The organism is Peribacillus sp. FW305-BF15, from assembly GCF_058783805.1.
The window spans coordinates 164,083-178,722 of the sequence record NZ_JBYSYV010000004.1; the positions used below are offsets into that span (position 1 = coordinate 164,083).

15 protein-coding genes and 1 other annotated feature are annotated in these 14,640 nt (G+C 43.1%); of the genes, 4 read left to right on the forward strand and 11 right to left on the reverse strand.

The features are described from left to right. Positions 1-2: 2 nt before the first annotated feature. Both AC3WLU_RS05695 and AC3WLU_RS05700 read right to left on the reverse strand, forming a co-directional pair. Entirely contained in the window at positions 3-2,042 is a 2,040-nt protein-coding gene (locus AC3WLU_RS05695; protein WP_323602779.1) for a hydantoinase/oxoprolinase family protein, read from the reverse strand. Positions 2,043-2,514: 472 nt separating this feature from the next. Then, complete coding sequence (locus tag AC3WLU_RS05700; RefSeq protein WP_492596956.1) at positions 2,515-2,685, reverse strand: hypothetical protein; 171 nt, start codon at positions 2,683-2,685, stop codon at positions 2,515-2,517. Positions 2,686-3,006: 321 nt separating this feature from the next. Between AC3WLU_RS05700 and AC3WLU_RS05705 the strand changes: the two genes are divergently transcribed. Both AC3WLU_RS05705 and AC3WLU_RS05710 read left to right on the forward strand, forming a co-directional pair. Beyond that, positions 3,007-3,438 carry a DUF1641 domain-containing protein gene (locus tag AC3WLU_RS05705; RefSeq protein WP_048687523.1) on the forward strand — a complete coding sequence of 144 codons (432 nt, stop codon included), beginning with the start codon at positions 3,007-3,009 and terminating at the stop codon, positions 3,436-3,438. A 39-nt stretch (positions 3,439-3,477) separates the two neighbouring features. Beyond that, positions 3,478-4,659, forward strand: coding sequence for an NAD(P)/FAD-dependent oxidoreductase (locus tag AC3WLU_RS05710; RefSeq protein ID WP_063575153.1), 1,182 nt, complete (start codon positions 3,478-3,480; stop codon positions 4,657-4,659). Positions 4,660-4,771: 112 nt separating this feature from the next. Here AC3WLU_RS05710 and hxlB read toward each other — a convergent pair whose 3' ends face one another. From hxlB to AC3WLU_RS05740, 6 genes are all read right to left on the reverse strand, one after another. Further along, on the reverse strand, positions 4,772-5,323 hold the full coding sequence (gene hxlB / locus AC3WLU_RS05715) for a 6-phospho-3-hexuloisomerase (RefSeq protein ID WP_098184918.1): 552 nt from the start codon (positions 5,321-5,323) through the stop codon (positions 4,772-4,774). Further along, positions 5,320-5,952, reverse strand: a complete 633-nt coding sequence (gene hxlA, locus AC3WLU_RS05720; RefSeq protein WP_492596957.1) for a 3-hexulose-6-phosphate synthase — start codon at positions 5,950-5,952, stop codon at positions 5,320-5,322. Before hxlA ends, hxlB begins: the two co-directional genes overlap by 4 nt. Then, a complete protein-coding gene (locus AC3WLU_RS05725; RefSeq protein ID WP_268565154.1) occupies positions 5,949-7,232 on the reverse strand; it encodes an MFS transporter in 1,284 nt (427 codons plus the stop codon). The genes hxlA and AC3WLU_RS05725 overlap by 4 nt, the downstream gene beginning before the upstream one ends. Next, positions 7,214-8,185 carry a sugar kinase gene (locus AC3WLU_RS05730; RefSeq protein ID WP_106028579.1) on the reverse strand — a complete coding sequence of 324 codons (972 nt, stop codon included), beginning with the start codon at positions 8,183-8,185 and terminating at the stop codon, positions 7,214-7,216. Before AC3WLU_RS05730 ends, AC3WLU_RS05725 begins: the two co-directional genes overlap by 19 nt. Further along, positions 8,172-8,942, reverse strand: coding sequence for a sugar phosphate isomerase/epimerase family protein (locus tag AC3WLU_RS05735; protein ID WP_328136120.1), 771 nt, complete (start codon positions 8,940-8,942; stop codon positions 8,172-8,174). Before AC3WLU_RS05735 ends, AC3WLU_RS05730 begins: the two co-directional genes overlap by 14 nt. 72 nt (positions 8,943-9,014) lie before the next feature. Then, positions 9,015-10,052 carry a LacI family DNA-binding transcriptional regulator gene (locus tag AC3WLU_RS05740; protein ID WP_492596958.1) on the reverse strand — a complete coding sequence of 346 codons (1,038 nt, stop codon included), beginning with the start codon at positions 10,050-10,052 and terminating at the stop codon, positions 9,015-9,017. A gap of 230 nt (positions 10,053-10,282) precedes the next feature. On the opposite strand from AC3WLU_RS05740, the gene AC3WLU_RS05745 reads away from it, so the two are divergent. After that, the gene (locus AC3WLU_RS05745) at positions 10,283-10,507 is read left to right on the forward strand and encodes a hypothetical protein (RefSeq protein WP_492596959.1); all 225 of its coding nucleotides are present in this window, start codon (positions 10,283-10,285) and stop codon (positions 10,505-10,507) included. 16 nt (positions 10,508-10,523) lie between these two features. After that, entirely contained in the window at positions 10,524-10,700 is a 177-nt protein-coding gene (locus AC3WLU_RS05750) for a hypothetical protein (protein ID WP_411739004.1), read from the forward strand. 78 nt (positions 10,701-10,778) lie between these two features. On the opposite strand, the gene argS is transcribed toward AC3WLU_RS05750, so the two are convergent. The 3 genes from argS to desA all read right to left on the reverse strand — a co-directional run bounded on the left by argS (position 10,779) and on the right by desA (position 14,446). Then, complete coding sequence (gene argS, locus AC3WLU_RS05755) at positions 10,779-12,458, reverse strand: arginine--tRNA ligase (RefSeq protein WP_492596960.1); 1,680 nt, start codon at positions 12,456-12,458, stop codon at positions 10,779-10,781. A 34-nt stretch (positions 12,459-12,492) separates the two neighbouring features. After that, positions 12,493-12,711: a binding site (T-box leader), on the reverse strand. A 67-nt stretch (positions 12,712-12,778) separates the two neighbouring features. Beyond that, on the reverse strand, positions 12,779-13,321 hold the full coding sequence (locus AC3WLU_RS05760) for a response regulator (RefSeq protein ID WP_400448809.1): 543 nt from the start codon (positions 13,319-13,321) through the stop codon (positions 12,779-12,781). A gap of 93 nt (positions 13,322-13,414) precedes the next feature. Beyond that, positions 13,415-14,446 (reverse strand): Delta(5) desaturase DesA, encoded by a 1,032-nt coding sequence (gene desA, locus AC3WLU_RS05765; protein WP_400448810.1) that lies wholly within the window; start codon positions 14,444-14,446, stop codon positions 13,415-13,417. Positions 14,447-14,640 lie beyond the last annotated feature (194 nt).

Below are 14,640 nucleotides of genomic sequence, written 5' to 3' on the forward strand. Positions count from 1 at the left end.
TCTTATTTATTTTGGGAAAGAATCAAGTTTCTGTATTTATCAACTTTAGCCGTGAAATTTGGTGGAATGACAGTCGTTGTATCAAGCTGGTCCACGATGGCAGGGCCTTTGATTTCCGAAAAGGCCGGAATGAGTTCCCGGTTATACACGTTCGTATTCACATACCCTTCCTCTTCGAAATAGACATCACGCGTTTCCTTCAAGGCATCAGCAAGTGTCCCCCCAGGTTCATAAGTCGGAAATTCAGGTTTTGGCACAGTTCCGATAGCGGTAACGAGCAGCCCGTAAATTTCCACGGTCTGTTCTTTATCGGAGAACGAAAATTCGCGTTCATGCTCTTGATGGAAACGGTCAAGGGTCTCTTCCAATGAAGAAATCGGGCAATCGACTTCTATCGCCAATGAACGCCACTGTCCCATATACCTCATGTCAATATAGCGCATCAATGTGGAAGCTTCTTTAGCGACCCCTTCTTCCTGCAATAACTCAGCCGCCTCTTTTTCCATTTCGATGAATTCTTTCTCTAAATCCTTTACCGATACATCCTTGACGTTCTTGACATAGGTTTTGGATATATCATGACGAACATCGACCAGCAAGCATCCCATTGCTGCGGCTACACCCGGATGCGGCGGGATGATGACAGTCGGGATTTCCATTTCCTTGGCCAAGTATGCCCCATGCAAAGGTCCAGCCCCACCGAAAGCCACAAGTGCAAAGTCGCGGGGGTCGTATCCCCTTCTGACTGAAATCAGCCTTAGCGCATCACACATATTGGCATTGGCCACACGTGTGATGGCATTCGCCGCTTCTTCAATCGTATAATCGAATTTCTTGGCAATCTTATCCACGGCTTCAATCGCTTTTTGTTTATCCAGTTCCATTTGTCCATCCAGTAGCTTTGTGCCAAGCCGTCCCAAAACAATATTTGCATCGGAATTGGTCGGTTCCACGCCGCCCCTGCTATAGCAAGCAGGTCCAGGAACCGCGCCTGCACTTTGAGGGCCATTGCGTAAAGAACCGCCTTCATCCACCCAAGCTAAGCTTCCGCCACCTGCTCCTATCGTCAAGATCTCGATACTTGGGAACCCAATCGGATATCCATACTCGATATACCAATCTTTGGTAATTCGCAAATCTCCTTCATGCATCAAGGAAATATCGGTGCTCGTTCCTCCCATATCCAGACCAATGGCATTATTAAAGCCGCAAAGCTGGGCGATATGTTTACTGGCAATCGCACCTGCAGCGATTCCGGAGCTTGCAAGTCTTGCCGCATAACGGGGAACGGTTTGGGATGTCATCACCCCTCCGCCTGAGTGAAGCACTAATATGTCATCTTCATATCCTCGTTTATTCATTTCACCTTCAAGGGTTTTAATATAGTTGCTGACAGTCGGTCCCAAAACGGCATTGACGATCGTCGTACTCATGCGCTCATGCTCAAAAATCTCAGGAAGGACTTCACTTGAAATGCATATATAGACATCCGGGAGTTCCTCCTGGATGATTCGTTTCACTTTCGCTTCATTGCTTCCATTTACATACGAGTTCATGAAGCAAACCGCAATGGATTCGGTACCGCGTCGTTTTAATTTCCTTGCCAGTGACCGTACTTCCTCTTCATTGATTTCCGTCAAGACATTCCCAGCAAAATCGATGCGCTCTTCCACTTCAAAACGGTCTCTTCTTTGAATATACGGTTTGGCTACATCATCATATGTATCCCATAACTCAAGCTTGGTTCCTCGGCGGATTTCCGATACATCCCGAAATCCAGCGGATGTGATCAATGCTGTCTTTGGCAGTTTCCTTTCAATCAAGGCATTGGTGCCCACTGTTGTACCATGGGAAAAAACTTTTATATTTTCACAATCGATTTCCGCTTTCGCAATTCCATCCAAAATACCGACCTCTGGATTCAGAGGAGTAGACGACGTTTTCGTAATGGAAATTTCCTTCGTGCTTTCATCAAAAACGAAAACATCCGTAAATGTTCCGCCTACATCAATTGCGAGCCTAGTTTGCTTCGTACCTATCATATAATTCCCACCCCTGCTACAAGATTTAAAATACTTTATACCTTTTGACATTGCCTCTCGCCATTTGCATCGCTAAATACAACTGTGTGAATGAGTAGTAGCCAGCCGCTGGATTTTCTCAGGCCAAAAACGGGACAAGGTGAATGATGAAATAAAAAAAACCAGTCATATCAATGAGAAATAATTGATATAACTGGTTTTTGATCTAGGATTAGCTTCGCTGGCCAGCGAAGTCTATTAGATTCGACAGTTATTTATAGATTCATCTTTTAAGTCACCGAGTCCATTTTAGGCGATGGCAGAGTAGAAAACTACCTGTTTACACCATGGCTATATACCTTATCTTACGTCAATTCATGATAAAGTCAAGGGTATTTTTAGAATATTTAAACAACTATACTTTGAGAATGAGGAGTCGATTTATTACAAAAATAAGTAAGCATAACTGTGTGGCTATGCTTACACAACAATATTATTTATCAGGTGTTTCCGATGTGCTTTCCTCGCTGTTTTTGAGGTAAACTTCAGAAATTCCATTCATACCTTCGATTAGTTGCGCTTTAGTATATTCCATACTGCCAACCAGTTTATGAAGCTTCTTATCATTATTCTCTTCTGTAAGTTTAGATTCTGAATCCGTCACATTTTTTCACCTCCATCATTTAGGATGGCAAATCAAGATGGAAATATGTACGACAGGCGTCGATGGCAGACACCCTCTTACAGTATACTTTAGGTAAAAACAGGTAACTTTCATTAATATCTGTACTTCAAATAAGCAGGAAAAGATGATTTTATGAATCTTTTTTAAAAAATCAGCTGTTTTCAAGCCACTAAAGGGATATACTATAGTTTAGCTTTTATTACATTTTTGTTAGTATTTTTTCTCGTCTCACATTGTGTAATATTTTACAAGTTTTTCTAATTACATCAACAAAATGCTTATTGCAAAGGAGAATTGGATATGTCAGAAACGATTACCCAATCACAAACTGAACAACTTAATGCCCGCCAAAAACAATTAGATGTACTGGACCAATTATTAAAGCCTGAGGTTCAGGAATCATTGAACACTTTAGTCGAGCAGTTACCAAAACTAACTGAGTTAGTGAATATTTTAACAAAGTCTTATGATTTCGCTCAATCGGTTGCGACTGATGATGTGTTGAAAAATGATACGGTCAGCGCAATTTCGGAGATCGCGACACCTGTGGTCCATTCAGTGAAAGGGCTTGCTGCTAATGCCATCGAGGCTAAGGATCGTGCAGAAGCGAATAATGATGTGATCGGTCTTTTTGGTCTGTTAAGGATGATGAAAGATCCGGAAGCACAAAAGCTTTTCCGTTTCGCCCAAGCATTTCTTGAAGTCTCTGCAGAACGTAAAAACCAAAAATAATTTGATGAACTTTCAATCAGTAAGAACGGGGGATTAACTATGTCAAAACAAATCGTCATCTTAGGTGCAGGTTATGCAGGATTACTATCTGCCTTATCCGTACGTGAATATTACAAAAAGGATGAAGTGCAGGTTACAGTGGTGAACCAATTTCCAACGCACCAAATCATCACTGAATTGCACCGTCTTGCAGGCGGATCCATTTCTGAACAAGCCGTTTCCATTCCTTTGGAAAAGCTTTTCAAAGGAAAAGATATCGACCTTGTCATTTCCAAAGTGGAGTCATTCTCGGTCGATAATAAAGAAGTGAAACTTGCCAATGGTTCCACATTATCTTATGATGCCCTGGTTGTTGCTTTGGGAAGCCAAACAGGATTCTTCGGCATTCCGGGACTTGAGGAAAACAGCATGGTCTTGAAATCCGTTAATGATGCTAACAAGATTTACAAACATATCGAAGATCGCATTCGCGAATATTCTCAAACGAATAATGAAGCGGACGCAACCATCGTGATTGGCGGCGGCGGATTGACGGGCGTTGAGTTAATCGGTGAAATCGTGGATCATTTCCCTAAAATCGCCAAAAAGTTCGGAGTGGACTTCAAGGACTTGAAAATCAAGCTTGTGGAAGCTGGTCCAAAAATCCTTCCGGTACTGCCTGATCACTTAATCGAACGTGCCATGACAAGCTTGGAAGCACGCGGCGTTGAATTCCTGACAGGTCTGCCTGTAACGGGTGTTAAAGGAAATCAAATCGAATTGAAAGACGGACAGACGATAACGGCCAATACGCTTGTTTGGACAGGCGGAGTTGCGGCTCTTCCTATCGTAGGCGAATCAGGCCTTGAAGTGGATCGCGGCAAAGCAACCGTCAATGAGTATTTGCAATCCAAATCCCATAAAGACGTATTCGTTGTCGGCGACAGTGCCGTTGCTTTCCCTCCAGAAGGCGGCCGTCCATATGCTCCTACTGCACAAAATGCTTGGCAAATGGGTGAGCTTGTTGGATACAACCTATATGCAGCATTTGAAGGCAAGAAGCTTGAAGAATTCTCACCTGTAAACTCAGGTACACTTGCGAGCCTTGGCCGTAAGGATGCAGTTGCAACCGTTGGGGCCAATAACACGTCCCTTAAAGGCCTTCCGGCTACATTGATGAAAGAAGCAAGTAATGTTCGCTACCTATCACACATCAAAGCCCTATTCAGCCTGGCTTATTAATTCATGATCACCGTGACATGTTCACGGTGCATGCCCTTTATTCCCGTTTGGGAGTAAGGGCATTTTTCATATCAAAAAAAGCGGGCACCCGCTGAAGGGGTCCCGCCATATTTCACTCTACATTACTATGTTTGGAATAAGTAAGCTCGTGGCTGATGGACTCGGTTAATGAATAGTCCAAGCATACTGCATCACATAAAACATGTACACATTGATCAAACAAAGAACTTAACGGCTGGACGCTTTTCGTTTCATGTTCCAAGCGATTTTTCGTTGCTGCCGGTATCACCAAGACCTCATGAGAGACATTCGCCAATTCCGATTGGTCATTCGTCGTGATCGAAAACACCTTGCATCCCACTTCCCTGCCTTTTGCTGCAACTGATATCACACTTTTGGTCGAGCCGCTCCCGCTAATGGCTATGATCAGATCGCCTTTCGAAATAGAAGGGGTAATCGTTTCCCCGACTGCATAGACGTTTAAGCCAAGGTGCATCAATCTCATCGCAAAGGCTTTGGCCATGAAGCCCGATCTGCCTTCACCAACGATGAAGATCCTGGTGTCGGTCCGTAAATTTTTTAGGAGCACATCCGTTACCCCTTCGTCCATTTTGTGAAATACACCGTTCATTTCTTCTAAAATAACCCCAATTTCCTTCTTCAAACTTCCTTCACACCTTTCTTTCCATTCACCGTTTCCTTAAATAGACGGGCAGCTTCTGCTGGATTCTTTGCTTTTGTAATCGCCGAGCCAATGATGATGACATCCAGCCCCTTCCTGACCATTACAGGCAAGGACGAAAGAGTGATCCCTCCTGCTGCAGCCCTCATGGACCCAGCATGATTTCTCATATTGATCATGGCGTGACCTGAATTCTCCTGGCTGTCCTTGCTTACATGCTCACAGAATATCGCCTGACGGTAAATCCGTAATTGCTCAAGCCGGGTATCGGATACATTCAATAAATCAATCATGATCTGCCCCTTGTATTCACGCGCTTTTTCCAGGCATTTTTGGATGGTTACATCCGATGCAGCTCCCATTACCGTAGCTATATCAGCCCCGCTTTGAAAGCAAAGATCCATTTCATAAGCCGCATTGTCCATCGTCTTCATGTCGGCAACGATTTTTTTATCCGGAAAGTGATTTTTCATTTCTATGATGCTATTCACGCCGAACTCTTTAATCAGGGAAGTCCCCACCTCAATCCAATCAATCGAGGCTTCCACGCGTCGTGCCATTTCAATGGCTTCCTCCATATTCATGCGATCCAACGCCAGCTGTATTTTCATGACGAAGCCACCTTCATTTGCTTGACTGACGTAACCGCAGGCTTTTTAACCATCAATGTGAGTAACGCTGAAATCAATAACGATCCCGCCATGAAAATATAGGATGCTCCAGGCCCGCCGGTCAATCCGTTTAAATATCCGACGAAATAAGCACCTACAAATGAGCCAAGCGCTCCCATGCTATTAATCAGGGCCATTGCTCCGCCTGCCACATTCCTTGGGAGAATTTCAGGAATGATGGCAAAGAACGGTCCATATGGCGCATACATCGCACCGCCTGCAATGACCAACAGGGCATATGAAAGCCAGAAATTCGATGTGCCGAGCATGAAGGACCCGAAGAATGCGATTGCCCCCACAAGCAGCGATGTCCAAACGAACGTTTTTCGATTCAATGTTTTATCCGAAAAATAGGATAGTGCCAGCATCGAAATGACCGCTAACAAATAAGGTCCGGCTGAAAGCCAGCCCGTTGCCACGATATCCATGCTCGATGCTTGTTTAATAATGGACGGCAGCCACATGACGAACCCATAAACCCCGATGCTCCACATGAAGTATTGGATACTGAGGACGATGACCTGCTTTGACTTAAAAGCTTCCCGATAATTTTTCACAGGTTTTAATGCGGCCTGTTCTTTCTGGAGGGTCGCTTCCATATCTTGCTTTTCCTGATCTGTAAGCCACTTGGCATCTTTGGGACGGTCATTGACGACCTTATACCAGATAAACGCCCACAGGACAGCCGGAAGTCCTTCAATGATGAACAGCCATCTCCAGTCGAATGCCTTCAATAGGTAGCCGGAAAGGATCGACATCCACAATACAGTAACTGGATTCCCCAGAATCAAAAAGGTGTTGGCCCGGGAGCGTTCTTCTTTTAGAAACCAGTGGCTTAAGAAGACGAGCATCGCGGGCATAACAGCGCTTTCAACAACACCAAGCAAGAAGCGAATCGGATAGAGCCATGCCACACTTGTCGCCATCCCCGTCAAGGTCGCCAGTCCTCCCCAGAGAATCAAGCTCCAAAAAATCAGGATTTTGGCACTTTTCTTTTCTGCGTAATGTGCACCTGGAATTTGAAAGAAGAAATAACCAAGGAAAAACAGCGCGGCCAGAAAGGAGGATACCCCAGCTGTTATATTAAGGTCTTCCCCCATTCCTCCCGCTACGCCAAACCCATAGTTGGCACGGTCGAGATAAGCGAGACTGTATGTGATGAACACTAAGGGGATCAATCTCATCCACCTTTTTCTCGAAGCTACTTGTAATTGAGACATGATTGAAGCACTCCTTTTTTCATAAAGTGTTCTAGCTCTTCCATATCAGGAAGGCCTTCGTGATCTCCGGAAGACATCACGGCCTTGGCCCCTATCGCATTTCCGCGTAAAACTGCTTCTTCATTCGATGCCCCTTCCAGTAAAGCGCTGATTACCCCGACAGCAAACCCGTCCCCTGCCCCTACGGTATCCACGACTTCCGCTACGGTAAAACCCGGTACCTCCTTCCTTTCATCTTGGGTTGCAAAGTAGGCTCCTTCTTCCCCGAGTTTAATCACCACAAGCTTAACACCGAGTTCGAGGTAGTAACTGGCGATATCCTCTTTGTTGCTGTATCCTGTAAGAATTTCACCTTCCTGAATTCCGGGAAGCAGCCAATCCGCCTCCTCCGCAAACATATTGACGATGCTGATCATCTCCCTTTCATTCGGCCAGAGTGATGGACGCAGATTTGGATCGAATGAAACGGTTACACCCTTTTGTTTCAGATGTTTCAAGACTTGCCATGACAGATCTCTGAAACTGCCGGAAATGGCAGGAGGTATCCCCGTTAAATGCAGGTGCTGAGTTGAAGGGAGTTTCTCCAGGGGAAAGTCCTCCAGGGAAATCTTACTGGCGCTTGAATTCTTCCTAAAGTATTCAACGACCGGATCTCCTTGTTCGACTTTGGATTTTAACTGGAACCCAGTTGGATTGAATGGATCCATCAAAACATGGGAGACATCCACCCCCTCATTTGTGAGCGTTTTCATAATCATGCGCCCGAACGAATCATCGCCCACCTTGCTCATCCATGCAGTTTTAATCCCTAACCTTGACAGGCCAATCGCTACATTGGTTTCGGCCCCTGCCACATAACGCTTATAACGCATGCAATCATCAAGGCTGCCCGAATCCTCAGCGATGAACATCGCCATTGCCTCTCCCATCGTCAGTACCTTAAGCTCGTTCATGGCTGACCTCCTGTTCCATTTTCATAAGTGAAATATAAGTCGCTGCATTTTCCAATGTTACCGGGAATTCAATCGCTACCGGACAAGCGCCATTAAACTTTTCCAATAACTCCATTACCTCAGGCAGCAGCGGCATCGATACCGGCTCAGTCACCCAACCCTCTTTCTCGCGTTTCACTTGCTTTAAATGAATATAGTCCACATATCCCGCTAAACCTTTCGCAGCTTCCATTGGAACTTCTTCTGTATACAGCCAATTGCCCGTATCAAATGTCAATCTTATCGGGATATCGAACTTTTCGGAGCAACTCAGGAAATGAGCGATCCGGTTTACGTTACCACCGCCAAGCGTCTGATCATTCTCGATGGTGATTTTCATTTCACGGTTTTGCAGATTTTCCACCAAGGCTTCATTCATTCGAAACATATCTGTTTCAAAAAAATCGTAGTTTCCTAGAGGCATCTTCAGCAATTCCGCTCCCAATTCATCCGCTTCCCTTGCCAAGCGTTTAAAACCTATTTCATTCATTTGATGGTTCGAGCCGATCAGGAATTCAGGAGCGGAATAATAAATGTCCAAGTTAAGCTCCCTGCATAAGGCACCCAATTCTTCCAGAGAATCATCCGGCGTCAATAATTCTTTTCTGATTTCGATTCCATCAGCTCCTGCGGCTGCTACCAGTTTTATGATTTCAAGATGTCCGAGCGCTTGAAGCTTTTCGGCCGGTATTGAATTCATGCATACAAAGACTTTCATATTAATCCTCCTGACCCCAAAATGGTATCGGTACCATTTTGTGAGTTAATAAAGTCTTCAAGTTTAGAAGACTTATGATTTTTGTATAAATGGAGTCGTTTTCCTTATATTCAATTTCGCTTGATACGCCATTGTCTGCGCTGGGGAAGCCTGTCCATCAATGCGGCGCAGGATCATTTCCATAGCAGCGACCCCGATTTGGTATGTGGGCTGTTCAATCGTTGTAATGCCCGAATAAACGATGGTGCTCCAATCCGGATTATCAAATCCCATCATTGCTAAATCTTCCGGGACCGACAGTTTCTTTTCTTGTAAAAGTAAAATTAATTTTAATAGCACGACACTATTTGCCGTCAATATAGCTCTTGATACGCCTTTTGAGTCATCTAAAAAATGCTGGAGCTTGGACTCGACATCTTTTAAATCATCGACATTGACCTCAAAAACATCACCTGAACTCGGATGGCTATGGTTCATCAACGTTTGCTGAAAAGATAGCCGCCGCTCATGCCTGGTACTGACATTGCTGGCAGGTTCGCTGAAAAATGCAATTCGTTCATAATTTTGGCCAACCAAATAATTGACAGCTTGTGAAGTAGCCTGAAAATTATCCAATCCTACCGTATCGATTTCAAGATCTGGCACCTTCCGATCCAAAAGGATGATCGGGGTCTTTTGCTCTTGCATCTGTTTTAGCATGTCGTGATTACCGCCAGTCGTATGAATGATAAGCCCGTCGATGCGATGGGATAAAAGCATATCAAAATAGCCTCTTTCCTTCTCGGGGTTATTATCCGAATTGCAAATCATCAGATTATATCCATTCTGGCTGCATATATCCTCAGCCCCCCGAAGGATGGCCGTCGTATATGGATTGTTGATGTCCGCCACGATGATTCCAATCAAATAACTCTTATTGCTTTTGAGCCCTCTTGCCATCGTGTTTGGGCGGTACTCCATTTTGGTGATCGCCAGTTCGATTTTCTTACGGGTCTTGTCAGAGAGTTCATCAAATCTCCCCCCTAAATACCGGGAAACAGAGGTCTTTGAAACACCTGCTTCTCTAGCAACATCGTAAATTGTAACCTTTGCGTTTTCTTGTTTAACCATTACATTCATCCATTCGCGAATTTTGGAACCGGTTCCATTTTTATAAATATTAACACATTACCAATGAATGTCAATCCATTTTATTCAAATTCTTTTTCTTCCGCTGAAAATGCGTAGCTAAGCTGACAGCCTGTTGCTTTTTTCACCGCACTCCTTCATTTCCCTATACTAAAATATATTAACTAAACTGTATAATATAAACAGTTACAGAGAGGGGAAGGCTTTTTTTAATGAAAAATAAATATTCAAAATGGTTACTTGTTGTAGTTATATGTATGGGTGTTGCTATCGGAGGTTATTGGAATTATTCCAGTATTGCAATTGGAGGAACATCTGATAATGGTATGTGGAAAGCAAATTATAAGAAAAACTCTGATGAAACAGTCGGCGGATGGATTGGACATCTTCAACAAAAGTCTTTGCAAGGTCAAGATAAAAGAAGTAAGCTTTACTGATAATGGAAAAATAGTAGTGGAACATAAGGGATTTACAGAAGGAAAAAGTGAAGATGGCTCTGTTACAAAATTAAATCCGTTATCAACGGATTTTTATTTGGGTGATCCTCCAAAAAAAGAGCATGTGTACAAGCTGCATATTACATGGGAGAAAAAAGGACAGCCCAAGACAGATACTTTTCTTCTAAAATAAAAGAGCTTCGTTCATGCAAGGATATAGATAAATTATGGAGCCATTTTGAAACAAAATGGCTCCTTTTATAGACATGGATTACATTTTATTCGGCGTTGAAATGCCCAATAAACTTAGCGCATCCTTCAATACGATTGCAACGGAAAAAGCGAATGAGAGCTTCATTTGTTTCCATTCATCTTCCACTAAGATTTTCGAATGTGCATAATACTTATTGAATGCACGCGATACATGCAAGCTGAATTTCGCGATTTGTGATGGATCGGCTTGTTCAAATGATTTTTGGACAATGATCGGGTATTGCTCCAGCAGCTGGATGACTGGCCACGCATATTCGCCTAAAGCTTCATATTGGATGGTCTGCTCTTTAAAATCACCTTTTTCAAGCAAGGAGGAAATTCGCGCATATGTGTACTGTACATAGGGGCCCGTTTCTCCCTCAAAATTCATCATTTGCTCTAATGAAAAATCAATATCGTTCATGCGGTTATTTTTTAAATCATTAAAGATTACCGCTCCGACACCGACTTGTCTAGCAACCAGTTCTTTCTGTTCAAGCGCTTGATTTTTTTCTTCAATATTGCGCTTTGCAGTTTCAATCGCCTCTGCCAATACATCCGCAAGCAGCACAACTTTCCCTTTACGGGTCGACATTTTCTTACCGTCTTTTAGCATCATGCCAAATGCTACGTGCTGTAAGTCTTTTGACCATTCATACCCCATTTTTTCAATGACGTTAAAGAGTTGTTTAAAGTGCAGGGATTGTTCATTTCCGACCACATAAAATGTTTTCTTTGCCTCATACTGTTTTTTACGATACATGGCAGCAGCTAAATCACGTGTGGCATAAAGTGTCGCACCATCGGTTTTCGTAATCAAACAAGGCGGCATATCTTCCAATTGCACGACATAGGCACCTTCTGAAAGGGCAAGCAGGCCTTTTTCTTTTAGTTCCCCGACAACCGCATCCATTTTATCATTGTAAAATGCTTCGCCGGCATAGGAATCAAAACGGATGCCCAATAAATCATAAATCGTCTCGAATTCTTTTAACGACGCATCCCTGAACCATTTCCACAATGCCAGTGCTTCCTCGTCCCCGTCTTCAAGCGACTTGAAGCTTGCGCGTGCTTGTTCATTCAATGATTCATCCGTTTCGGCTCTTTCATGGAACTTCACATAGATTTTCAATAATTCCTGAATCGGAGAAGCTTCGATTGCCTCTTTATCTCCCCACAGCTTATACGCGACAATCAACTTACCGAATTGCGTGCCCCAATCTCCTAAATGATTGATACGAACGGCATTGTAGCCATTTTTTTCGGCAATGTTGGCCAGTGCATTCCCTATGACCGTTGAACGTAAGTGTCCCATGGAAAAAGGCTTGGCAATATTCGGGGAGGAATAATCAATCACGACATTTCCTTGTTCAGTCTGCATCGAACCATACTGATCCTTTTCCCTTAATATCGTTTGCAGCACGTTTTCCGTCACCATCTGTTGATTGACGAAGATATTCAGATAACCTCCCACTACGTTCACTTCTTGAATCAACGTACTGTTTAATTGTTGGGCTATTTCCGACGCAATCACCTGAGGCGATTTTTTGAATTTTTTCGCAAGAGTAAAGCACGGAAAGGCGACATCACCTAACTCCATCAATTTCGGCTTTTCCATTAATTTTTCTATTTCACTTGCTGGCATTTCATTGTTCAAAGCAGTTGAAATCAATTCTGCAATTGGTTTATTCATCGTCATTTTCCCTCCTAAACAAAAAAGCCCCCGTCTCTAAATAAGAGACGAGAGCATGAATTCCCGTGGTACCACTCTAGTTGCCACAAATTGCGGCCACTTTCCATTGTTAACGAGGTGACTCCCCGATATTCCCTACTGAACGTTTCAAGAAATTTCTCCAAAGTGCGCTTCATTCATCCGACCTGCATTAGGCTCCCACCATCCCTAACTCGCTTTCCATTTCCAAATGAACTACTCTCTTCATCACAGAATTTTCAATATTATGATTTAATCCATCGTACACAATTTAAAAAAACGTGTCAACAGAATTTAAGAAACAAATCCTAACCAGCCGGTAACTTCATTTTATCCTTGATCGTCGTAAAATACTTCCGTACTGTCCCAATTGTGCCGCTTTGATTGGACGGCTCAATATTGGATGGACCATCGGCTAACAGCCCTAACACTCCCATTTCCCGGCCATTATGGCTGGAAGGCCCATCAATAAGCTCTGGGGAGTATATTCGCTTGCCATCCATTATGCTGCGAATCGAGCAGGCTAACTCTTCACCCGGGTTATCCTTCAATAAATAACCACTTACATCAGCCTTTAATGCGAGTTGAAAATAACCAGTCCTTCGAAATGTCGTTAAAATGACCACTTTGCATTCAAATGACCTTAATGCTTCCGCTGCCTCGAGTCCGCTCATTACAGGCATCTCCATATCCATGATACACACATCAGGCCGTAATTGGTGTACAATAGCCATCGCTTCTTCTCCGTTACTGGCTTGCCCGACAATTTCTATATCTTCTTCAAGATTGAGTAGAGAACTTATTGCCTCTAATAGCATTTGCTGATTTTCTGCAATGACAATTCGAATCATTTTTAAGTTCTCTCCTTTATCGAGTTCCTTATATGAAACAAAGACTCCCCAAATCCGAGGATTATTAAGGGAGTCTGGAATGATACATGAACGTTACAGTTCAGATTTCACTTGAGTGGAAACACTTTTTTTCGTTAAATATTTTATGTCCTTGAAACCGACGAAATTCTTGGATTCCTCATCCCATAAACGGAAACCGAGTGAGCGCAAGCTTGTCGCAAGAGTGATCGTCGGAACGTTCTCTAAAGGCTGCGTATTATTATGCGCCATTTCCAATTTATAGTTAGGCACCCTTGGACTTAAATGGTGAACATGATGGTAACCGATATTGCCAGTAAGGAACTGCATCAGTTTTGGAAGCTTATAAAAAGAACTTCCCTCCACTGCTGCCAATACATATTCCCACTCTTCATTTTCTTCAAAATAAGAGTCCTCGAATGTGTGCTGGACGTAAAACAGCCAAATGCCGATTGAACCGGAAATCATGAAAATGGAACCTTGTACCAGAAGGAACGACTGCCAGCCTACTGCCAGGCAAAGCAATGCCGCAAAAACGACGATTAATGCATTCGTCAAATACGTATTATTTTTTTCCTTCTTTCTAGCACCTTTACGGTTAAATCTATTTTTAAGAAGGAAAACATAAATCGGCCCCAAACCAAACATGACCAATGGATTACGATAAAAACGATAAGCAAAACGAAGTTTAAACGGTGCAGCCAAATACTCATCTACCGTAAGGGTCCAAATATCACCTGTACCCCTCTTATCCAAATTACCGCTTGTTGCGTGATGCACTGAATGCTCATGTCCCCATTGATCAAACGGAAATAAAGTCAAAACACCCATGATCGTACCGACGATTCTATTCGCACGGCGGTCTTTGAAAAATGAATGATGCGTACAATCATGAAAAATGATGAATATTCTCGTCAAGAATCCTGCAGCAAACACAGCTGGGATTAAAGCTAACCAATAAGAAACGGAAAGACTTATATATGCTAGGTACCATAGAATGATGAACGGCCCCAAAGTATTGATGATCTGCCATATACTTTGCTTTGTCGTTGATTGTTCAAAAGGAGCAATTTGTTTTTTCAAGGATTTCGTATTTTGCAAGGTCATATTTCAATTGCACTTCCTTTTTTTTGTCGTTATCCATAGTATAAAGAATCCAACCTGATTTTATTAGTACCAGGTGTCATGACTAGAAGATGACAAATGTCATGTACAAGTCAATTCCAGTGACAAACGTAAAAAAAGGCCAACCAGGAAGAACCGGTTAACCTGTACACATATATAGGATTTCTTTATCTTCA

Bases quoted from the DNA above. Each gene is read 5' to 3' on its own strand.
- AC3WLU_RS05695 (WP_323602779.1), bottom strand. From the start codon at position 2,042: ATGATAGGTACGAAGCAAACTAGGCTCGCAATTGATGTAGGCGGAACA.
- AC3WLU_RS05705 (WP_048687523.1), top strand. From the start codon at position 3,007: ATGTCAGAAACGATTACCCAATCACAAACTGAACAACTTAATGCCCGC.
- AC3WLU_RS05710 (WP_063575153.1), top strand. From the start codon at position 3,478: ATGTCAAAACAAATCGTCATCTTAGGTGCAGGTTATGCAGGATTACTA.
- hxlA (WP_492596957.1), bottom strand. From the start codon at position 5,952: ATGAAAATACAGCTGGCGTTGGATCGCATGAATATGGAGGAAGCCATT.
- AC3WLU_RS05725 (WP_268565154.1), bottom strand. From the start codon at position 7,232: ATGTCTCAATTACAAGTAGCTTCGAGAAAAAGGTGGATGAGATTGATC.
- AC3WLU_RS05730 (WP_106028579.1), bottom strand. From the start codon at position 8,185: ATGAACGAGCTTAAGGTACTGACGATGGGAGAGGCAATGGCGATGTTC.
- AC3WLU_RS05735 (WP_328136120.1), bottom strand. From the start codon at position 8,942: ATGAAAGTCTTTGTATGCATGAATTCAATACCGGCCGAAAAGCTTCAA.
- AC3WLU_RS05740 (WP_492596958.1), bottom strand. From the start codon at position 10,052: ATGGTTAAACAAGAAAACGCAAAGGTTACAATTTACGATGTTGCTAGA.
- AC3WLU_RS05745 (WP_492596959.1), top strand. From the start codon at position 10,283: ATGAAAAATAAATATTCAAAATGGTTACTTGTTGTAGTTATATGTATG.
- argS (WP_492596960.1), bottom strand. From the start codon at position 12,458: ATGACGATGAATAAACCAATTGCAGAATTGATTTCAACTGCTTTGAAC.
- AC3WLU_RS05760 (WP_400448809.1), bottom strand. From the start codon at position 13,321: ATGATTCGAATTGTCATTGCAGAAAATCAGCAAATGCTATTAGAGGCA.
- desA (WP_400448810.1), bottom strand. From the start codon at position 14,446: ATGACCTTGCAAAATACGAAATCCTTGAAAAAACAAATTGCTCCTTTT.